Below are 20,743 nucleotides of genomic sequence, written 5' to 3'. Positions count from 1 at the left end.
GATGTTGCGAAAAATAAAGGCTTATCTCTCGCTCCCGCGGGCGATGCGTCGACTGATATGGGAGGCCTATCTCTTCCTTGGCTGGGCGCGCATACAGAAGGCTATGCCATTCGCCAAAATCGCCCCAGGTCTGGGTACACCCATGGTTGAAACGCCGATGACAGGAATTGATCGCAGCGAGGTCATCGCTATCCGGAATATTTCCAAAGCGATTTCGCTTGCTAGTAAATATACGTTATGGGAAAGCCGCTGCCTTGTAATGGCGATTGCCGGGATGAAGATGCTTGAGCGTCGCAAGATAGAGAGTACGTTATACATGGGGACTGCGCGGAATAAGCAAGGACATATGATGGCTCATGCCTGGCTGCGAAGTGGTAAATTGATCGTGACCGGAGCTGATACTATGGACCAATATACGGTTGTCGGCGTGTTTGGCAAACGTTGTCCGGAGAAGGGATCTGGGGAGATTGTCTATGATACATGAAAGTGAACTCTATTCATCAGGGTTTCCGAAGGAACTTAAGCTGATTTTGAGCATGATTAGAGGTGATCTGACGGCTCTATCCCCTGAAGAACTCAAGGTGGGTTTACAAGGAGCGGATTGGCAGCTCTTTCTGCGGCTGGTCTATCATCACCGCTTATACTCTGTCCTTTATTTGAAAATGAAAGAATTGAACACTACGATCATTCCAGCAGATGTTATGGAGAGCTTGAGACAACAATACACGACCAATACGTTCCGCATGTTACATCTGACAGCGGAAATGGAACAGGTGTGTGGAACTTTCCGTGAACACGGCATCCGTAATATTACGCTGAAGGGGCCCGCGCTGGCTCATGATCTATATGGTGATGTATCCATGCGAACCTCCAAAGACCTGGACATTCTGATTCCGTTCGATGATGTGGAAGCAGCTGAAGGCATTCTGGCTACCCTTGGTTACGTATCCAAGGATGGGGAGCGTGCACCTACGGTTCGCAGCTGGAAATGGCGGGAACATCATATCTGTTACATCCATCCGGTCAAAAGGACTCAAGTGGAGATTCATTGGCGTTTGAACCCGGATTCGGGCAAAGAAACCGATTTTGAATTGTTGTGGAAACGGAGCCGGTTCAGTTCATACACACAGACACCTGTTCGTATGCTTGAACAAGAAGATCTCTGGGCTTATTTGGTAACCCATGGAGCACGTCATGGCTGGTTCAGACTGCGTTGGTTGCTGGATATCGATCAGATGATTCGAAGCATGCCACTCGATGTGAAAAAAGTAGAACGGCGTCTGAAAGCGGAGGGGCGTTTGTCCATTGGTTCACAGGCTCTTCACTTGGCATCAGATCTGCTGAATACGCCACTGGATACCGAGTACAGGTCCTTGATGTCCTTGAGTGATCGTACAGGCAAACGATTAGCGAGTAAAGGCGCAGAGTTCATGAATGATATGCTGGAAAGTCCGGCTGATATGAAATCGTATCCGTCGTATCTGTTTAAACTCCGAAGTACGAAACAGAAGTGGTTTTTCTTTATTGAGCGGTTATATCCAAGTACATGGGATGTGGATCAATTGCCGCTTCCGCGTTCTTTGTTTTTTCTGTACTTTCCGTTACGTCCGTTTCTCTGGTTCTGGCGGCGAATTAAAAGGTATACGGTCACGGAGAGGGGTAAAGTATGATCTCGGAATTAAAGTATTTTATGCGAAAGCTGCATCATGTCACGGGGCCCATTTTATATTGGAATCTGCTGGGGATGATCTGTATCAGTCTCATGGAAGGGATCGGGATCTACATGCTTGTTCCGATGTTGAGTCTGATCGGCATATTTGAGATGGGCTCCGCTGGGTTGAACATTCCCTGGATTGGACAAATGTTGAATCGTTTTTCTGAGAATGGCCAATTGTTACTCGTATTGTTCACCTTTGTATTGATTGTCTCCGGACAGGCCTGGATGCAGCGTCTTCAGACGATCCGTAATACTCGAATCCAGCAGCAATTTGTACGAACGCTGCGCATGGAAACCTATGGTGCCATTATTATGGCGCAGTGGTCATTTTTTCTCCAAAAACGAAAATCCGATTTTAACCATATATTAACGACTGAGCTTGCACGTGTCAGCCAAGGCACAGGCATTGTACTGCAAATGACAGCCTCCCTGATCTTTACGGGCATACAGATTGGTCTGGCTTTCTGGTTGTCTGCGAAATTGACAGCACTTGTGTTGGTGTGTGGATTGCTGCTCTTTATGGTCTTGAGAAAATTCGTCAAGCGAGCCAAACAGATCGGGGATCAGACTTCTGAATTCTCGCAAAGTTATTATAATGGCATTACAGAGCATTTTAACGGAATTAAGGATATTAAGAGCAACATGCTTGAGCGATCACACATTAATTGGTTCGAGCGTATGTGCAGACAGATTGAACGCAATGTCATTCAATTTAGCCAATTGAACAGTGGAACACAGCTGATTCATCGGATGTCTGCGGCGATCATTATTGCGGCATTCATTTATCTTTCTCTTCGTGTAATGACGGTGCCACCTGCAAGTCTACTGCTCATCATCCTTATTTTTTCCCGCTTATGGCCTAGATTTACAGCGATTCAGTCCAATCTGGAGTACATCAGCTCCATGCTGCCTGCGTTCCGTGTGGTAAGAGAAATGCAAGCTCAGACGGCGAAAAGTCGTGAGATTAGTGAAGAAGTGGCTTCAGCGGGAGAGACGGGGTCTCATGTGATTCAACCCATGGTATTTCAAGGATCGATCACATGTGAGGATGTCTGTTATCGTTATGAGGGAAGTGATACGTACTCCTTGAGGAATGTGCAGGCTTCGATTCCCGCAAGTGGCATGACCGCGATTGTGGGTAAATCTGGAGCAGGCAAGAGCACACTAATCGATCTGATTATGGGTCTTGTAAGGCCAGAGAGTGGTCGTATTCTGATTGACGGTGTTCCTCTGTCAGAAGAGCGTTTATTGAGCTGGAGAAGTTCTATCGGATATGTCTCCCAGGACCCCTTCCTGTTTCATACCAGTATTCGTGAGAATCTGCGTCTGGTTGATCCCAATGCAAGTGAAGAACAGATGTGGCAGGCTTTGCAGTTTTCCTCCTCTGCGGCTTTTGTACGGAAGCTGCCTCAGGGTCTGGATACGATTATTGGTGATCGGGGTATTCGTCTATCTGGTGGCGAACGTCAGCGATTGGTGCTTGCCCGGGCCATGCTGAGGAATCCTTCGGTATTAGTACTGGATGAAGCAACAAGTGCGCTCGATAGTGAGAATGAACAGTATATTCATGAGGCGCTGGAACGACTGAAAGGACATGTGACCATTATCGTGATTGCACACCGATTATCTACGATTCGGACAGCAGATCGTGTCATTGTGCTCGATGAAGGACGGGTGATTCAAGAGGGCGGGTACCAGCAGTTATCTACTGATCCGGTAGGGACGTTCAGTAAACTTCTTAATATGCAAGCGGGTGTTGTAGGACAGTAAGTAAGTTTTTCTGTTTATTCGTTTATCGATGGATAACCAGCAATGATATGACGTTAAAAGGCGCGCCACTCCGGGCGCGCCTTTCATGTAAGTGGGCTAGTATAATGACAATGATTAATGAACAAGTGCTGTATTGGAAGGGATCGGAAGCTGAAGAGCGCCGATCTGCTTCAAATGTTGTACAATCTCTTGCACGGCTTCCTCAATGGACGATTGCTCTGTATCGATGATGAATGAAGGAGATTTTGGTACATCATAGGGGGCCGAAATGCCTGTGAAATGCGGGATATCACCGTTGCGTGCTTTTTTGTATAGACCCTTGGGATCACGCCGCTCACATTCTTGAATTGAACAGCGCACATAGATTTCAATAAAATCATCGGGTTCAAATAACTGTCTGACCATCTCCCGATCCTGTGCATCTGGAGAGATAAAGGCTGAAAGGACAAACAACCCGGCATCTACCATTAACTTGGACACTTCGCCAATACGCCGCAAATTTTCTTGACGATCCCCTGTTGTAAAACCGAGATCACGGTTCAGTCCATGACGAACATTATCCCCGTCCAGAACATAACAGCGTACGCCTTGGTCATAGAGATATTGCTCCAGAGCAAATGCAAGGGATGACTTTCCTGCACCTGATAACCCGGTAAACCAGATGGCACGACTACGGTGCCCATGTTGCTTCTCCCGGTCTTGTCTGTTGATGTTGGATGATTGCCAGGTTATATTGCGCTCTTCCTTCGACATGTGTATCCCGCCTTTTCCCTACCATGATATGTATAATATTTTAACATATTTACAAGATTATAGCACCTTACAGATTTCTTCAAAATAAGCGTGAATCGACAAAATATCGGGTATAGATGTAGTACATACATAAGCACTATGCATATATCCAAGGAGTATTTTGCATGAAATGATGTAGAATGCTCACATCGCAGGAGGAACAAGGCCATGAACGAAAACATACAAAACATACAAGTTGGATTCAAATGCCCGGATTGCCATCAGGATGTTCGAGTGGAATTTATAGATGAACAGGTCAGCACTGTTCGTTGCAAAGGTTGTGACAGAGCATATACCCTGTTGAAGCCAACCATTGGTGATGAGATTCTTCTGGATTGGGAACAGGAGGCATTGTATCACAAGCTGAGGGCAGAACGCTCTGAACTGGATAATCACAATATGTCCGCCTTAATTATCAAAGTTATCGAGCTGCTTACATGGCGTGATCGGGGAGATGGACAGACTCGTGCCATACAGACCGTGAGGGAATGGCTTGCTTCCAGCGGCAAACCCCAGACCTTGCTTGAATTGTTCTATCAATCTCCACCACAACCTGAAAATAAACGTTTTGATCGTTGATAATTTACATACATAAGCCGTTCCTGTGGCATATTACCTGAAGGTGTTCGTGTATACAAACGACTAACCGAATTTTCAGGAACAGGAGCGGATGGAATGAAGCGAATGGTTCTATATATACTGGTGGCACTGTTATCCATCAGTATGGTAACGGCACAGACTGAAGCATCACCGGTTACCGGAGCATATCACTTTGGCTTCAAAAAGAGTCAAAACGGTCAGCTGCCCTCCATTGATCAGGAAGGCTTCAAATCGATCTTACAACATAACGATGCCATTTTCCTGGGGGATACAAAGCAAAAGGAATTGTATCTCACGTTTGATAACGGGTATGAGAATGGATTCACGCCTGCCATACTGGATGTTTTGCGTACCAAGAAGGTGCCAGCTGCTTTCTTTGTAACAGGTCATTATCTGAAAGATCAGCCTGAGTTGGTCAAACGCATGGCGGCTGAAGGTCATATCGTCGGTAATCATTCATGGAGTCATCCGGATATGACTCGTATCTCCAATGAAAAGCTTAAAGTGGAACTGGAGAAGGTCAAATCAGAGGTGAATCGTCTGACAGGTCAACAAGCGACCTTTTTACGCCCACCGCGCGGAATCTTTAACAATCGCACGCTTGCGGAGAGTCATGCTCAGGGTTATGTGAATGTGTTCTGGTCTGTCGCCTACAAAGATTGGGATACCAATGTGCAACGTGGTGCACAATATGCTCATCAAGAGGTATTGAAGCAACTCCATCCGGGCGCTGTCATTTTGCTTCACTCGGTATCCAAAGATAACACGGAAGCACTCGGCTCCATTATTGATGAGGCACGTAAGCAAGGGTATGTATTTAAAAGTCTGGATGATTTGCGAACCAAAAGTTATTGATTCACGTCACATAAAGAACAATGGACCCCATGTGGGTCATTCAAAAGTGTAGACAAATATTAAAGGGCATCCTGAGTGATTAAGCTCGGAATGCCCTTTTTGGTTATATCATATATATCGTATGCCCAGTCCAAGTAGTGGATGTAACCATATACAGATCCAGAAGAAAGGATTGGATAATACGATACGATGGTGCGTGTAATACTATAAAACAGTGTTATAGATGATTCCAATTGTTTTCGGGCCGCAGTGACTGCATATTACACACCCAGCCGTGGTTAGTTCCACCCGGGCCCCCGTCTGTTCCTGCAAAGATTTCTGCAAGTCCAACGCATCCTCTTCGGCCATGGTGTGCACAACGATCAGCAGATCTGGATCGATCTGATCCTTCTGGCTAAGTGTATTATTTAGCATTTGTTCCAGCGCTTTCTCCCGTTTACCGCGCACTTTATAGGCAGGTGCCATCTTACCATCCGTTACCCTGATGACAGGGCGAATCTTGAGCAGGCTGCCAATCAGGTTCTGCATGCCCGAACAGCGTCCGCCTTTATGTAGATACTCCAGGGTATCGATGACAAATTCGGTGCGTACATTTGGTTTCATCGCCTCAATCAGGTGTGTAATCTGAGTCAGGTTTTGTCCTTGATCGGCAGCATATACAGCTTTCATCACCATCAGCGCAATTCCTGATGAGAGATTTTGTGAGTCAATAACCGAAATTCGACCTTCGGGGAACTCGGAACTCGCTAATCGTGCATTTTGATAGGTAGAGGAAAGTTCAGAAGATAAGCTGATATATAGAATCTCATCCCCTTGATCTATGTAAGGTTGAAATGCCGTCATGAAATCAGCGGGGGAAGGTGCAGCCGTTTTAGGAAGACGCCCATCTTGGCTGACACGTTCATATAGCTGTTCAGGCTTGATCTCAGCACCATCTTTCAGTGATTCATCACCGAACACCACATATAAGGGGATAATGCCGATATCGTGCTGCTGGATCCATTCTGGAGCCAGATCACTTGTGCTGTCCGCAAAAATTTTGATTCGTGACATGTCAATCTCCTTTGAAAACAATGATTTTGGCAAAAAATATAGATTATACTTATGTGTAGACCCATTCATTTTAATTATAAGGAAACATGCCGCTGATGCAAACCGTTACATCATGTTCATGCCTACCAAAATAAGTGCAACGAATAACAGAATTATGATTCCATTTAATATGGTTCCGATTATGGCAAAAACTTTCTTTCGATTCTTGATGACAAGACCAATAATTCCGAGGATGCCACCAGCCAGATTGAGAATCAGGCCTACTAGAATAGCTAATGATGCCAGAATCACTGCTGGATGCAAGGCGATCTCTTCTGCCTGCAACGGGGTGAGAACTCCGATGGACTCGTTGATAGCCATGGCGGCAATAAAGAATATCAGAATGTAACCCAAGATCGCAACCAATCCTATGACAAAGCTAGCGATACCAGGTCCGGAATGTTTCAGTGGTACAATCGGTTGTCTCTCATGATCTGGTGGGTATGGATCATAACTGTTGTTATTGTATGGATCTGCATGGCCAGGGTTCTGATCCGTATTGTTATAACCTGAATTATAGGAATCGCGATTATCCATAATTGTAACTTGCCTCCCTTAAACATCTTATGAGTGTTATTAACCTAATTGATGAGTAATTATTAGCTTGTTCCCATCTTCACGGTACTGAAAACAATCTTTTTGAACTTGTACTTAAAATACAACGATGACATACCTGTTTACTTTTCCATAAATAACGATAAAAATCAAGGATTTACGCTTGTTTCCTACAATTTATAGGGTAAAGGTAAGGCTGTTAAGTACAAACTGACATATGATCTTGGAAGCTTCGTGCCGACTGGTAAAGGAGGAGTGGATTCGCTACAATAATAGGAGTGAAGTGCAGTTGAATTAAGGGAGAGAACTTACATGCAACGAAGATGGATGATGCTTGGAGCTGTAATGACCATGCTATCGGTGGCGATCGGCGCGTTTGGTGCTCACATGCTCAAGGATACGATTGGGCCAGCGGCCATAGCTACATATGAGACGGGTGTGCAATATCACATGATTCATGCATTGGGCTTGCTCATTATTGGCTTGACGGCTGGTCAGCTTGGGGCATCGACGAAACTAAAGTGGGCAGCACGTTTGTTGTTTATCGGGATTATCGTGTTCTCGGGTAGTTTGTATGTGCTTAGCATTTCTGGTATCAAGATTCTGGGCGCAATTACACCGATTGGTGGGGTAGCCTTCATTGCCGGATGGTTGTTATTGGCATTGGATGTGTGGCAACGAGGTAAGGATCGTTCCTGATCGGGCAAAAAGAATTGTGCAGGTGTCAATCCTGCATGAGCCATTGAATTAAAAAAGCAACTTGCGTTAGAATGTCCCGACATTCTAACGCAAGTTGCTTTTTGTTTTAATTCGATGTTAGTTACAGAAACTCATCGATTTCATTGGTACGGAACGTATATACTTGTTTTTCATCGACATGGTATATGCTCACAATACTAGTATCCCGATCAAAATTCAAAATACGGCAAGGAATGCTCTGATGTTTACCGTTCTTGTTATTGACAACAATACGGGTGAGTCGATTCTCTTTAATGAGCGTGTCAATCCACGCATCAAACGAATTTCCATCGGAAACATTGGATGTTTGGGAAGTAGTCTTTTTCTCATCAGCAGGTGTTTCTTGTTTGTTCTGTGTTTTGGCTGGAGCAGGTGAGGTAGGTGTCTGTGTTGCGCTGGACGCCTTCTGTGCTGCATTGGCTTGTGATTTTTTACGTTCATTGTGAAGTGTGACAAAAGAGTCCTTCTTGGACTGGAGTGTCACTTCAATAATTTTGCCTAGCTCTATGCCGGATTGAATCCGAAAGTCTGCAATTTGTTCCTCTTTGTTTATGAACTCCAACAGGGACTGCAGTGCCAATGCATTTGAGCGGCTCTTAATAAGTATATCGACATTAAATAAAAAGCCGATTTCCTCTTGATTGGATAAGGTTTCTTTCATTCATCCCAGCCCCGTTAAAAGATATGTCAGCTTAAAAAAACGCTTCACTCCACTATATCATTAAAAATGAAATTATCATAGTGCTAGAGAAGCGGAAATATGCCGATTCGAAATGAATCAAGACCCGGATTGCCCTTTAATTTCTCCCTATAATAGAACTAATATTCTTCTTTTTTCATCCCCTGATCATCCTGTTCACCTGCGTCAGTCGCGCGGGTCTACTCTATAATTTATTTAATCAGGACAGGAAGCAACAGGGGGAATCGGGAATGGGCAATGCATATCAGGATCGATTGAGGTACGTATATAAAGTTACATCTTCGAGAATTAGAAAGGCGGATTATAATCTCTGTCTTACCTATCAAGAAGCGTCAGTGAATGGCGAATTAGCATCTATTGGAAATCATCAGGTGTTTCGTTTTATAGATCGTATTCGAGGCTACAGGGAGAGGGAACAAGATATGGCTAGAATCAAGCTGGATATAGAGCAATTAAAGGCCATGAAAACCAATGCGGAACATAAAAGAACAATGAAGAAACTGCATGAAGAACTGAATAATCTGAAATTTGCCGAAGATTATTTGCTGGTAGTCATTGAAAATAATAAAGACTACGATCGGCTGAATTCATCGAAAGCTTTCTCCATCAACGGTAAGAAATATAAGCGGCTATTGGCGACAACAGGTGGGGCCAAAAGTTCGACGGTCATCTATGTGAGTGAGGATATTCACCCGCTTTTGGAGAAAAGATTGAATAATGGCAGAGATCCCAATAAAGAGCTGGTTCCTGCCAAACTGGAGGCATATAAGGCTCTGGCTTGTAGTACAAGCACGCCTGTATCACATCCTGAACGTGTGTTGGTTGTTCATGATTGTATAACCGAATTTGGCGCGGACATTATTCAGATTGATGATACCGAGACAGAGTACCCTCGCATTGAGCGCAGGAAAAATGAGTCTATTCAAATGAACATGAGTGACGGATTCGGTCTTATCTCTCCTGCACTTAGTGAACGATGGGCAACCGAGCTGGGGCATGCATATATCCCGAGTGGATTTTGTATTCGCAATAGCTTCTGTAAAGGAATGGTATTTACATTTGATTATCACGAATTTGCAGATCAAGTTGCAGGCAAGTATATGGTGGACGATGCCTGGGGTAACCCTGTGGATATCCGAGAAGTAGATCTGATCCTCACAACGTCGATGCTCAAACTATGGAGCTCGTATAACAGTATTGATGATTACCTGTTATGTTGCGGGTATTATGGCTACACGTTCAGCGTTACGAAAGTTACACCCGAAGAATTAGAGGATGAGCGTCATTTAAACTATCAGTTCATTCAGTCGCTTCAATTGGACGATAACGAAATTGGTGAACTTATTCGTCCCACCGTAGACTCCATTAAGAATGTACTGGGTGAAGACCATCGCAAGGCACTGTTATTTCTCAAAGGGATTCATATTCATGAGAATGACTACAGAAATAGTCCGGATGATTATATTAAAGGGCTGATGGTAGACCCGCGACTTATAGATGATCCTTTTGTGCGAAGCAAAATTCATACCTTAATACGTAAGCGAATAAATGAAGCAAAGATCGGGGTTCTGAGAGTCAAAGGCAATTTCAGCATTATATCTGGCGATCCCTATACATTGTGTCAGAGCATATTTGGCATGCCTTTAACTGGATTGCTGAGTTCAGGAGAGTTTTACTCCAGCTATTGGAATGAACGCCATGTGGACAGGGTGGCTTGCTTCAGGGCTCCAATGACTTGTCATAACAATATCAAGGTACTTCGTTTCCAAAATACAGATGAAATGCAGCATTGGTATCGCTATATGAGTACGGTCACGATCTTGAATTCATGGGATACGACGACGCATTCTCTGAATGGTGCAGATATGGATAGTGATCAAGTCTTGACTACGGATAACGCAACGATTCTTGGAGCAATTCAGGAGCTTGATGCGATTGTATGTGTGCAGAAAACTTCAGCCCAAAAAATTCCGGATGAGAAGGATCTAATCCAGGCCAACAAAGACAGCTTTGGAGATCTGATCGGTTTTACAACCAATAAAATCACCTCGATGTTCGATGTATTAGCCAATTATGAGGAGCATAGTGCAGAATATCAGGAAATGATGTACCGAATTCAATGTGGTCAGCATTATCAGCAAAATGCCATTGACCAAGCCAAAGGGATTGAATGTAAAAAGATGCCGAAACACTGGTATGATATTCGCGCTGCGGTAACGGATGAGTCAGCCTTGAAAATGGTAGCGCATAAGAAGCCTTATTTTTTCATATACAATGACCCGGAGCAGAAAAAAGAATATACCACCTATGTAGAAAAAACGAGTCAGAAGTGTTTGCAGTTATTTGGCTTGACTGTTGATGAATTGTATTCGAAGAAGGAACTATCACCGAATCAGGAACAGTTCCTGGCACAGTATGAACAGAGAATGCCTGTATCTAAAGCACCTTCCGTGATGAACCGGTTATGCCTTCAAGTGGAAGACGAGTTCAACAAGTTAAAGTTGAAACAGACCGCAAGGCCGTCTGATCATACGATATTGATGAGTACCAAAAAATACTCCCAAGCTCGTTATAAAGAGATTCAACGATTATATCAGATGCATAACGAAGAACTACGTAGCTATATGAGCAATTTGCGAAAGAGTAAGGTGAGGAAGGAAGAAAGATCAGCCCGATGGCAGTTGTTTGTTTCGCGCTTTAAGGAGCAGGCGCTGGAGATCTGTAATAATGAAGAAGATCTGTGCAATATGATTGTGGACATGTGTTATCGAAATGCCGAGAAATCGAAGCAATTTGTATGGGATGTGTCGGGAGATCAGATTATTCGCAATCTATTGCTCCGCAATGATCACATCATCCATTATCCGGTTAGAGACCCGGACGGCGATATTGAATATGCCGGGAGAACCTTTAAAATGACCCAAATGCATGTGAAGGAGCAGCGCCCTTGAAAATCATTCTGAATGAACGTCAGCATGCCGAGCAGGCCATTGCACATGGGATCATGGATAAGAAGCCAACCAAAACGTTGATTTGTTTAGCTAAATATGGGCTTGTGAAGGGGAAGAACGTCGAAGATACGTACGCGTTATTAAATCAGTTTATGACCCGATACTACCCAGACTACAATGCTGTCCAGTGGGATACATTCCTCAATCGTATCATTAAGCAGTCGCAGAAGTATATCAAGATAAGGGAGGATGCCAACAAGAGCACCCTAATCGAGATTGATCATGTACCAGTAATGCACGAAGAACTTCAAAAGATCAAACAACTCAAAAGTAAACGACTTGAGAGATTGGCCTTTGTTTTACTGGTCTATAGCAAGATCAACAATCAAATCAATAAAAATGATACGTATTGGATTAATAATCAATGGAAAGAAATCTATGGCGATACCCAAATGGCAGTAAGCAAAAAAGATCAGGGGCTATTAGTGTACAAACTTATTCAGTTAGGGTATCTCAAAGAAAGTAATCGCGTAGATTCGACTAATGTACAGGTTTTGTTCGCTGTGGAGCATGGTGAGGTTGCCTTCCAGTTAGTTCGCTTCGATGACTTTGTGTTGGAGTACTCCCGCTGGAAAGGAGAGAATATTAAAAATTGTACCGTATGCGGAAAACGGATGCTGGCAAAATCGAACCGAATGAAATACTGCAAGGAATGTAAAAAAAACGGCATTAATCCCATTAGAAAACTTCTCTAAAGCTAGACACAGCAATGCTTCGCATGGTTGTTCAAGAATTTCTTTAATGATAAGCCCCAGAGACAGGTTTCCTAGTTAGGGGGAGGTATCAACTTGGAAACTGTCTTACAAAGAAAGCTACATAACGCTTAGGTAGGTGAATTATGTCAAATGGGATAACTTTAGCACACGTAGAGTCTTTAATTAGAGAAGCAGTGAAACATAGTAGCCCAGGGCAGCCTGGGGAATCTGGCGAAATTGAACTTGCTATCAGGCGGGCACTGGATGCTGCTAGCGAAGCCATGCAGGCTGCCGGAAAAGCAAAAGAGGCTTATCAAACGACTCGACTTGTTTATCAGAGTCCAGTTGCTAATTTTGAGGAGCTAAGTATGCAGTACCCTTCTCCTGAAATAGGCTGGACGGTACAAACGTACAAGGATGGCAAACGATATCGTTACGATGGAAAGACATGGGTAGAGATTGATGTATTTGGTCAAAACCTTCAGGTGGTTAATTCCGATGTGGATGGGCTCATGAGTACAGCTGAACATCTGAAATTAAATGAGATTCCGTTGGAAGTACAGGATCGCGTTATGGTCTTTTGCAAAGAATCACGGGTGTACCCGGAAGTACTGGGAATTTTAGCCCCCTTTCCATTCGATGGCGAGATTGTACATGTAAAGGGCTATTGTGGGGTTTCTGGAGATACCGCAACTGAGATCAGAATTGAACATTCCAAGGATCTCATTCACTGGCAGGATGTGATGGGAAGTTCACTGAAGTTTGAGGCACTTCAACATCAAGATGATGGTAAGGCTACATTTGAGATGAGAAAAGTGGAGGCTGGAGATATTTTCAGAATCAACATCATCGAAGCAGGTTCAAATATACAACATCTTACGATTCAATTAACAATCAGAACATAAATCAAAGGAGATGGATTATAATGACACAACCGATTATTTCATGGATGGATGCTACACATAGTAATGAGATTAGTGCACCGTTCGACTACAAGGTTATTGATGCAGATAGCAAAAGTGATATTTTTATCTTCAATGTATGGAACAATAAGAACGGTGCTTCGGACGTATCTAAAATGGAAGATTGCACGATTACTACGCGAGATATGACTGGTGGTACTGGTGACACAGAGGCTCATGATGTAGAAGTGGTGAAGAATAACTGGTTCCACGTTCAGGTTGACTCCTTGGGGGAGACAGACCTGGAAGAAGAAAGTTCACGAATTGGCAAGGATTTCTCTAAACCCATCGGAACAACAGGCAAGACAACTAAAGACCATACAGGAACCGCTTATGCAACACCATTTGCACCCGGGCCGAAAGAAATCTTGGGCGTGAGTAATAATGGAAATCCTCAAGATGCGGCTGGTAACTATGTGACCCTATCCATTCAATGTGTAGTACCGCTGAATGCAAAAAGTGGCAAGCAACAATTCAAAAAACGTATCTCTTATCGATACGTGTAACAAAGAAAACAATCATGAGGACAGGCTATTGCAGCCTGTCCTTTTTATTTAAAGGAGGAAGTTCTGTGATTCTAGGTAATAGACAATATACGCGCTCACCTGTATCTCAAGCTTACATATGGATTGCTGATTACTATGATGGTACTTATTTAAGCGAATTTGATCTGCAGACACAACAGGCAAACAGTTTTTATACAATTAACAAGGAAAAGTTGGTCTCTTTCGGATTGATCGGGCAAGGATCTCACGTGTATCACAATGTTGCCAACGGTGTGTTTCATATTAATGCGGATCGGTACTCTGTATCTTACGTATGTGAAGAGCAAGAATACCCGCTAACGGGCAGGACCTTTCTATACAATGACATCATTCAATTCAAGAATGTTTCTTCAGATGTTAATATGAGTGGGCACTCAGGCCCTGGGAGTTCGGGGGCTTTCAATAATACGATTGAATGTTTTAACTTCGGATACAAAAAAACAATGAATTTGAATGATGTGCAGATTAACTTTCAATGTATTTGTTCCCTGCCTTTGAAAGAAACGGCCTTTCTCCAAATTAAAATTACCTCCAATCAGGACCTGCCTGGGCAATTGGTTATTCGTAAAAATGGATTTGTCATAGATCAAATCGTAGCTCCTCTGAAGGCAAATCATGCAGGGATCATAAACTGGGATGTTCGTTGAGTTGGATTTTGACATGAGATAGGTGGTGAGAGTATGGCGATTCAAGAAATTGCACTGGATATAGATCTATCGATTGGTGTTTTTCAAGATACGATAGTTGAGGATCAAAAGTTGAAATTAAGAGTGTTGAGCCAAGACGCAGACGGGAATTCAATCTATCCAGCTGAAGGATCTTGGGAGTCCACTCCCATTCGGATTCAGGATAAGATCGCTTCATTTAAAGGTGTAGCTGCAAGTGTAGACGTAATGGGTGGAGCATCATACAAAATCTACTGGAGCACATCTGAGGATGGCTTTGAGTGGGGTGCGTATGAGGAAATCATAGCAGGTGTGACTGCTCCTAGATCTCCAGCAAAGTACGCCAAGGTGAAAATTGAAATTGTTGCTGAGAAAGAATATTCGAATTTCTACATAGACGATTTCAAGGAGAAGGGGAAATACAGTAATCCTTTTATTGAAAGTGACGCGGGTTCACTAGGCTTAAAGAAGACATATCAATTGAACATGGAACGAGCATCGGATACTCCAACAGGGATGGTATTACGTCAGAAGGTTGAAAATACGAAATTTAAAAAAGTAGATCGAATCAGAGTGAGTAAGGGGTGAATTTATGGCAGTTCCAGCCACGACAGGGCAGTTGAGAGAGCGTGTGGAGGACATGGAGATTGGGGATTATATCAAATGTGGTGCAGTCAGAGGAAGTACTATCGCACTAACTACAGTATATAATTTTGGGTCTGGCGCTCCTGCGAATAGCGGAGAAATACCATTAGCCGGTTTAGGAACTACAGCAGGAGTGGGTGGAACGTTTTACTTTATTAAGGTAGACAAGGGATTACTCATTTCCGATAGAATGATTTTCAACTCTATCACATGGGATCAGCTCAACTCTAAAAATTGGATAGAAGGCGTTACATTTGAATCGGGTTCGATTCGCTCTTTAAGTGGCGGTGTATTGTATGCAGACTCAAGTGGAAATAAGTCGAACACTGATTTAGGATTTGGAGCATTTCCCGCAATCAACGAGTGGGATAAGTATCTCATTAATTTTCCTGTAGCAAAGATATTATCAGGAAAAAGTTTAGACGATGTTTTTCATCATCTAAGTAACTATAGCTGGTGCAAAGAAACACCGAATTATGGCACATGGAGAGACAAGGCTGGTAATTCGACTACAACTGCTTCCAATAATCAGCGCATTGGTAGAGGTAGCAATACCAGAGCGCAGTGGAGTGACATAAACTACTCTGCAAGTGGTGGTTCTTATGCCACTTGGGGCTTTCGTCCATTATTTGAATATAGGGAGGTGTAGTAAATGGCAGTATTAGGAGATCAATTAAATAATCCTGAAAGTGGATGGCAGAGATACGATGATACGAATGACATGATTGTTTACACAGGTACATGGTTAACAGAGACTCTTGCTGGAAACTATAACGGAAGTGCAAAGTACACATCGACCAGTGGATCAACAATGAGTTTTACTTTCTATGGAACAAAAATAAGAATTATCGGTGGCTTGTATTCAGGTAGAACGACAACAGCTCAAGTTGTTATTGATGGAATTAATCTTGGAATAATTAATGAAGATTCAACAACTTCAAGAACGAAGGCTTTAGTCTTCGAAAAAATTGACCTGTCCCAAGACAAACATGTTGTTCAAATTAAAACAGTAGACAGCAAAACGTTAATCCTTGACGCAATTGATGTAGGCGAAGACGGATATATGACTAGAAGTATTGGAGTTGTTTTAACAGCACCAGATGTGGGATGGAAAAGGTATGATGATACCGAATCATCCATCAGCTATACAGGATTCACCCAAAGAAACTATGCGGTAACGGGTGCTTACGAAGGAAAAAGCTCATATAATGCAGATGCATCTACGGTAGGAGAAGTTGTCTTCTCTTTCGTAGGGACTAAGGTAAGGATCATATCTTCATCTACCAACACAAGCAGAGCACAGAGCGTGTCTATTTCTATTGATGGCCATATCGAGACGCTTACACCTAGAACTTCTGTAATTCAAGCACAGACACTTGTATATGAAAAGATTGGTCTACCTTACGGGACGCACACTATAAAGATTTTCAATTTCAAGGGGGTCACCGCTGGAGCCGCTGGTTTCGGTCTAGATGCTATAGATATTGATTCTGATGGACACTTAGTAAGATATATTGGGTCCGAGGTAACAGTTCCAGAAATTGGTTGGAAAAGGTATGATGCGGATAGCTTAGAGCACTCCGGTACAGATTGGAAAACGGTAGAGAATACTACAGGGCGTGTATTTGAAGGCGGTTCTGTTATGTATAGTAATGTAATTGGGAATTATATAAAGTTTTCTTTTACAGGAAAGAAGCTTCGTCTTGTTGCAGAATACGGAAGCTTATATGATCCGGATGTTGAAGTTAGTATTGATGGAGTTGTTGAATATATTAATTTATCAACTACCTCCTCTTCATATCAACCTCAAAGGATAGTTCTCGAAAAAACAAATTTATCTGAAGGTAGTCATGAGGTTGTAGTCAAAAAGGTTAGTGGAACAGGAAATTTTCATATTGATGCTGTTGATGTTGATGTAAATGGATACATCGTAAGGCCCATTGGATCTCAATTGACTACACCTGACGCAGGTTGGAAAAGGTATGACAATAGTTCAGCTATGAAGTATGAAGGATTAGGTTGGGTTTCGGCTACAGGTGATCCTAATACTTATGCAGGAACAGCCCACTATATTTCACTTAATGGAGCATCGTCAAATAGCATTAAATTTAATTTTTATGGGACAAAATTGAGGATCATTGATCTGTATTGGACTAATAGAGTGGATAACGTGACCATAGAGATTGATGGAAAAGTCTCTACATGGAATCCCAACAATCCAGCAAATAAGTATCAAATATTGGTCTTTGAAGTGTCAGGTTTGGAGAAGGGTTTACATGAAGTGAAGCTTTCTACAACTAGTTTGAGTGGAACATTTTCTCTTGATGCTGTAGACATTGACCTTGATGGACGAATGTTTCATCCAGATGAAGTGACAAGCATTGCAGAACTTGAGGTTGGCAAGCGAATCAGATGTCATTACATTGCGGCTAGGAATAGTGCTGGAGTATTTAGTAAGCTTGGAGAAGAGACTTTTGATTTTATAGGTTCTTCAGGCAGTCCTATTCCAATGGGAGATTTTTATTGGATTATGGTTGAGGACTGGAATAAGAGAAAGTTTCTAGTGGCTGATAGAAACATACAGAATGCTATATCTTGGGATTCAATTAACAAGGAGGGCTATATTTTTGGGGTTGAATCAACAACTATTTTTAAGACGTATAACAAGACACCACAAATAACTTCAGCTTCAGATGTATATAGTGTAACTGGTATTGGAACTTCTTTAACCAATGAAGATCCTTGGAGAGCGTTCTCGTCAAATGGATGGTGGGGTTCCTATGCAGGTACAGGTTTAATATTAGACTGCAAGCGAAGAGTGAAGTTTGGAGAAATAAAAGTTACTGCTTACTATGGAGCGAATATGGCTTCAGTGATTGATGTATACGGAAGTGATAATAATAGCGACTTTACTCTAATAAAAAGTTGCCAAAAATCCACTTGGAGCAACTTAGAACAAGCGACATTTTATTTTGATCAACCCGCAGAATACAGATATTACAAGATAATGAAGACCACACAAACCTCGGGTAGTAATGCGGCAAGATTAAAATTTGAGTTAAGTTATTCAGAGAAAATAGACAATAATCATATTTTCAAGCTAAGACTTCTCACAGGCGGTATTAATTCTAGTGACAAAGATAACGAGTGGGATATGTACATTGTTAACTCAACACTAAATGGAAAGATCATTGCTGGCGACAACAATGTATGGAATTGGATCGGTATAGCTTCACTTTCATCTACAAGTAATACGTCTACAAATCGAGCGCAAAGAGGAAATAGCATCTCTGGCTATGGTACTGTAGCTACTACTTTAACCAATGTCACATCTGGATTCAGACCATTACTTGAAGTTGAAATTCTTCCAATGGATAGATCGTTCATTAATCACAAGGGGTCTTATAAGAAATATGTACCTATAGAATTTATTGAATCGAATGATAACGCGATTCCAGTAATGACTTCTAACATCACTCCATCAGGCATTGCTAGTGCAAGTAGCATTAACAGTACAAGTTTTGATGCATACCAAGCATTCAATGGAATACAAGATGAACGATATGGATGGGCTTCTCTGACTCCTGTAAGTTGGCTACAATATCAGTTCCCGACCAAGAAAATTATCTACAAGTATTCTCTTGCCATGAGGACTAATGGCTCCTATTACGCTACTGGTGAACCACCAAAATCATGGACATTTGAAGGAAGCAATGATGGGATTAATTGGTCTGTGTTAGATACTCAAATAAACAATGCAACACTGGTAAGAGGGTCGATAGAAGAGTATAGAATTAACAACTCAGATGTGTACACTTATTACCGTGTTAACGTGAGCGCAAATCAGGGGAATGAAACAATAACAGTAATTGCAGAGTTGAAAATGTTTGAAAAAACACCGAAAGGCGAAGTAATCGGATGGAATACAATTTCAGCAACTTTACCCTCAGAAAACACTTTTATCAATGATGGAATGGATAATCTATCTGTTTTAGATAGAAAAAACGAAAATTTTGTTCAAAATATTAATGCTGACGGATCGTTAGGTTCAGGTAAGTTATTCAAAGGAAGTATCGATTTGATAAAGTATTTCGAAATAAGTAATGTAAGCATGAAGTAGAATATAAAAGCTCTACTTCTTTTTGTTCTTTTTATAAAGATTATACTTGAAAGGAGATGTTTATATGACGAATTACAGCGATAATGTTCTTCCAGTTTTCACTTCGGCAAGCCCTGTAAATGGAGTGTCAATAACTGCTACACCCTTCGTTACCAACTTTGAAGGTTGGCGAATACTTGCTTCATCTGGAAATGGATGGTATCCCGACAACTCCGTGTCTGGAAGAGATAACGGCGTAATCGTAATTGATTTAGGGAAGCAGAGAAAGATCGGTAAATACACTATTAAAGCAGGAGGTTACTTTCCTAAATCGTGGACTATCAAGGGAAGTAACACTGGGGCATTTTCAGGAGAGGAAGAATTGTTATCTACTATGATGGATAGCAAGGTTAGTGCTCCTTCTACTATTATTGAAGTTGAATTTTTTATAGATAACCCTAAGATGTGTAGATATTATAAATTTGATATTACAAAATCTGTGACTGGAACCTTTCTTCAGATAGCTGGTCTTAAAATGATGGAGAAGTTGCCAGAGAATAAAATCTTACTTTCATCAGGTGATGGAAAATATAGATCAATTAAGGACAACGGTGTTATCTATTCAGATAAAGCGATCATCCCGATTTCTACTAATAATAATTCAAATGTTACAAGTGATTATACTTTAAGTGCGGGAAGCAGTTCAGATACGGCTTTTAGAGCAATACAAGGTGGAACAAGTGCGTGGCAAGGAACAGGATGGTTCAGAACTGTTTTTGTTAAAAAATACAAACTAGGCGCATACTCAATTCAGGCTTGGAGTGCACCCAATCAAACTCCTTTAGCTTTTAGACTTATGGGAAGCAATGACGGTGTAGTTTGGGATGAAATAAATAACCAGAGCGGTTTAATTTGGACAGCTAACGAAATTAAAATTTTCCCTATCAACGCTTCCGTTGCATATACACATTATGAATTAAGAGACATGGCATCTTTAATCACTCCCTTAACATTAAGGTCATTTCGGCTTTTTGAGTATATTGGGAAAAATATTTCAATGCTGATTACCGAAAGTGCTACTGAGGATCAGTTTATAAAATGCGGAACAGACACCATAGCATTTAATAGTGAGATTAAAAGAGTTGTAGATGTTTTGTCACATGATGTATTGTTAGGTTCAGGAAAAACCTTTGAGCACACAGTTGACATGTCAAAACGCCGAGTACATAAAATTACGCTTGGCTAATTTATGAGGAACACATCTATATGGTGTGTTCTATTTTATTTTGAAAGGAGATGCTT

Annotated in this window: 19 protein-coding genes; 15 read left to right on the top strand and 4 right to left on the bottom strand. The window is 42.0% G+C overall.

Features of this window, described 5'->3' with window-relative positions; all coding sequences use genetic code 11:
* The first annotated feature begins 1 nt into the window (after position 1).
* Genes MKY73_RS20485 through MKY73_RS20475 form a run of 3 tightly spaced genes read left to right on the top strand, consistent with a single transcriptional unit; the run spans position 2 to position 3,487 of the window.
* Positions 2-484 (top strand): lasso peptide biosynthesis B2 protein, encoded by a 483-nt coding sequence (locus MKY73_RS20485; protein ID WP_339261358.1) that lies wholly within the window; start codon positions 2-4, stop codon positions 482-484.
* On the top strand, positions 474-1,670 hold the full coding sequence (locus MKY73_RS20480) for a nucleotidyltransferase family protein (RefSeq protein WP_339303222.1): 1,197 nt from the start codon (positions 474-476) through the stop codon (positions 1,668-1,670). The genes MKY73_RS20485 and MKY73_RS20480 overlap by 11 nt, the downstream gene beginning before the upstream one ends.
* Positions 1,670-3,487 carry an ABC transporter ATP-binding protein gene (locus tag MKY73_RS20475; RefSeq protein ID WP_339308674.1) on the top strand — a complete coding sequence of 606 codons (1,818 nt, stop codon included), beginning with the start codon at positions 1,670-1,672 and terminating at the stop codon, positions 3,485-3,487. The genes MKY73_RS20480 and MKY73_RS20475 overlap by 1 nt, the downstream gene beginning before the upstream one ends.
* A gap of 114 nt (positions 3,488-3,601) precedes the next feature.
* Here the strand turns inward: MKY73_RS20475 and cysC are convergent, their stop codons facing one another.
* Positions 3,602-4,240, bottom strand: coding sequence for an adenylyl-sulfate kinase (gene cysC / locus MKY73_RS20470; RefSeq protein WP_339303221.1), 639 nt, complete (start codon positions 4,238-4,240; stop codon positions 3,602-3,604).
* Positions 4,241-4,447: 207 nt separating this feature from the next.
* Here cysC and MKY73_RS20465 point away from each other — a divergent pair, with 207 nt between their 5' ends.
* Positions 4,448-4,858, top strand: a complete 411-nt coding sequence (locus MKY73_RS20465; protein WP_339240925.1) for a hypothetical protein — start codon at positions 4,448-4,450, stop codon at positions 4,856-4,858.
* 96 nt (positions 4,859-4,954) lie between these two features.
* The gene (gene pdaA, locus MKY73_RS20460; RefSeq protein ID WP_339303220.1) at positions 4,955-5,734 is read left to right on the top strand and encodes a delta-lactam-biosynthetic de-N-acetylase; all 780 of its coding nucleotides are present in this window, start codon (positions 4,955-4,957) and stop codon (positions 5,732-5,734) included.
* A 204-nt stretch (positions 5,735-5,938) separates the two neighbouring features.
* Here pdaA and MKY73_RS20455 read toward each other — a convergent pair whose 3' ends face one another.
* Together MKY73_RS20455 and MKY73_RS20450 are read right to left on the bottom strand one after the other, a co-directional pair.
* On the bottom strand, positions 5,939-6,787 hold the full coding sequence (locus tag MKY73_RS20455) for a DegV family protein (RefSeq protein ID WP_339303219.1): 849 nt from the start codon (positions 6,785-6,787) through the stop codon (positions 5,939-5,941).
* Between the two features lie 105 nt (positions 6,788-6,892).
* Positions 6,893-7,363: a hypothetical protein gene (locus MKY73_RS20450; protein ID WP_339303218.1), complete on the bottom strand. Its 471-nt coding sequence runs from the start codon at positions 7,361-7,363 to the stop codon at positions 6,893-6,895.
* 330 nt (positions 7,364-7,693) lie between these two features.
* Between MKY73_RS20450 and MKY73_RS20445 the strand changes: the two genes are divergently transcribed.
* Positions 7,694-8,080, top strand: a complete 387-nt coding sequence (locus tag MKY73_RS20445) for a DUF423 domain-containing protein (RefSeq protein WP_091032639.1) — start codon at positions 7,694-7,696, stop codon at positions 8,078-8,080.
* A gap of 121 nt (positions 8,081-8,201) precedes the next feature.
* Here the strand turns inward: MKY73_RS20445 and MKY73_RS20440 are convergent, their stop codons facing one another.
* A complete protein-coding gene (locus MKY73_RS20440) occupies positions 8,202-8,780 on the bottom strand; it encodes a hypothetical protein (protein WP_339303217.1) in 579 nt (192 codons plus the stop codon).
* A gap of 461 nt (positions 8,781-9,241) precedes the next feature.
* Between MKY73_RS20440 and MKY73_RS20435 the strand changes: the two genes are divergently transcribed.
* From MKY73_RS20435 to MKY73_RS20395, 9 genes are all read left to right on the top strand, one after another.
* On the top strand, positions 9,242-11,770 hold the full coding sequence (locus tag MKY73_RS20435; protein WP_339303216.1) for a hypothetical protein: 2,529 nt from the start codon (positions 9,242-9,244) through the stop codon (positions 11,768-11,770).
* Positions 11,767-12,525, top strand: coding sequence for a hypothetical protein (locus tag MKY73_RS20430; protein ID WP_339303215.1), 759 nt, complete (start codon positions 11,767-11,769; stop codon positions 12,523-12,525). Before MKY73_RS20435 ends, MKY73_RS20430 begins: the two co-directional genes overlap by 4 nt.
* 194 nt (positions 12,526-12,719) lie before the next feature.
* On the top strand, positions 12,720-13,430 hold the full coding sequence (locus MKY73_RS20425; protein ID WP_339303214.1) for a hypothetical protein: 711 nt from the start codon (positions 12,720-12,722) through the stop codon (positions 13,428-13,430).
* A 20-nt stretch (positions 13,431-13,450) separates the two neighbouring features.
* Positions 13,451-13,993, top strand: a complete 543-nt coding sequence (locus tag MKY73_RS20420; RefSeq protein WP_339240935.1) for a hypothetical protein — start codon at positions 13,451-13,453, stop codon at positions 13,991-13,993.
* A 65-nt stretch (positions 13,994-14,058) separates the two neighbouring features.
* A complete protein-coding gene (locus MKY73_RS20415; protein WP_339303213.1) occupies positions 14,059-14,679 on the top strand; it encodes a hypothetical protein in 621 nt (206 codons plus the stop codon).
* Between the two features lie 33 nt (positions 14,680-14,712).
* Complete coding sequence (locus tag MKY73_RS20410) at positions 14,713-15,285, top strand: hypothetical protein (protein WP_339303212.1); 573 nt, start codon at positions 14,713-14,715, stop codon at positions 15,283-15,285.
* Positions 15,286-15,289: 4 nt separating this feature from the next.
* On the top strand, positions 15,290-15,991 hold the full coding sequence (locus MKY73_RS20405; RefSeq protein ID WP_339303211.1) for a hypothetical protein: 702 nt from the start codon (positions 15,290-15,292) through the stop codon (positions 15,989-15,991).
* Between the two features lie 3 nt (positions 15,992-15,994).
* The gene (locus tag MKY73_RS20400) at positions 15,995-19,462 is read left to right on the top strand and encodes a hypothetical protein (RefSeq protein ID WP_339303210.1); all 3,468 of its coding nucleotides are present in this window, start codon (positions 15,995-15,997) and stop codon (positions 19,460-19,462) included.
* Between the two features lie 64 nt (positions 19,463-19,526).
* Positions 19,527-20,687 (top strand): hypothetical protein, encoded by a 1,161-nt coding sequence (locus tag MKY73_RS20395; protein ID WP_339303209.1) that lies wholly within the window; start codon positions 19,527-19,529, stop codon positions 20,685-20,687.
* Positions 20,688-20,743: the final 56 nt, after the last annotated feature.

This window comes from Paenibacillus sp. FSL R5-0519, from assembly GCF_037974275.1.
In the GTDB taxonomy this organism is placed as follows: domain Bacteria; phylum Bacillota; class Bacilli; order Paenibacillales; family Paenibacillaceae; genus Paenibacillus.
The sequence above is the reverse complement of the archived record's forward strand: the minus strand, read 5'-3'. Positions and strand labels throughout refer to the sequence as shown.

What these genes read in the sequence shown, in the direction of transcription:
- MKY73_RS20485 (WP_339261358.1), top strand. Translation starts at nt 2, where the DNA reads ATGTTGCGAAAAATAAAGGCTTATCTCTCGCTCCCGCGGGCGATGCGT.
- MKY73_RS20455 (WP_339303219.1), bottom strand. Translation starts at nt 6,787, where the DNA reads ATGTCACGAATCAAAATTTTTGCGGACAGCACAAGTGATCTGGCTCCA.
- MKY73_RS20435 (WP_339303216.1), top strand. Translation starts at nt 9,242, where the DNA reads ATGGCTAGAATCAAGCTGGATATAGAGCAATTAAAGGCCATGAAAACC.
- MKY73_RS20465 (WP_339240925.1), top strand. Translation starts at nt 4,448, where the DNA reads ATGAACGAAAACATACAAAACATACAAGTTGGATTCAAATGCCCGGAT.
- MKY73_RS20405 (WP_339303211.1), top strand. Translation starts at nt 15,290, where the DNA reads ATGGCAGTTCCAGCCACGACAGGGCAGTTGAGAGAGCGTGTGGAGGAC.
- MKY73_RS20445 (WP_091032639.1), top strand. Translation starts at nt 7,694, where the DNA reads ATGCAACGAAGATGGATGATGCTTGGAGCTGTAATGACCATGCTATCG.
- MKY73_RS20420 (WP_339240935.1), top strand. Translation starts at nt 13,451, where the DNA reads ATGACACAACCGATTATTTCATGGATGGATGCTACACATAGTAATGAG.
- MKY73_RS20400 (WP_339303210.1), top strand. Translation starts at nt 15,995, where the DNA reads ATGGCAGTATTAGGAGATCAATTAAATAATCCTGAAAGTGGATGGCAG.
- MKY73_RS20480 (WP_339303222.1), top strand. Translation starts at nt 474, where the DNA reads ATGATACATGAAAGTGAACTCTATTCATCAGGGTTTCCGAAGGAACTT.
- MKY73_RS20395 (WP_339303209.1), top strand. Translation starts at nt 19,527, where the DNA reads ATGACGAATTACAGCGATAATGTTCTTCCAGTTTTCACTTCGGCAAGC.
- pdaA (WP_339303220.1), top strand. Translation starts at nt 4,955, where the DNA reads ATGAAGCGAATGGTTCTATATATACTGGTGGCACTGTTATCCATCAGT.
- MKY73_RS20440 (WP_339303217.1), bottom strand. Translation starts at nt 8,780, where the DNA reads ATGAAAGAAACCTTATCCAATCAAGAGGAAATCGGCTTTTTATTTAAT.
- MKY73_RS20410 (WP_339303212.1), top strand. Translation starts at nt 14,713, where the DNA reads ATGGCGATTCAAGAAATTGCACTGGATATAGATCTATCGATTGGTGTT.
- MKY73_RS20450 (WP_339303218.1), bottom strand. Translation starts at nt 7,363, where the DNA reads ATGGATAATCGCGATTCCTATAATTCAGGTTATAACAATACGGATCAG.
- cysC (WP_339303221.1), bottom strand. Translation starts at nt 4,240, where the DNA reads ATGTCGAAGGAAGAGCGCAATATAACCTGGCAATCATCCAACATCAAC.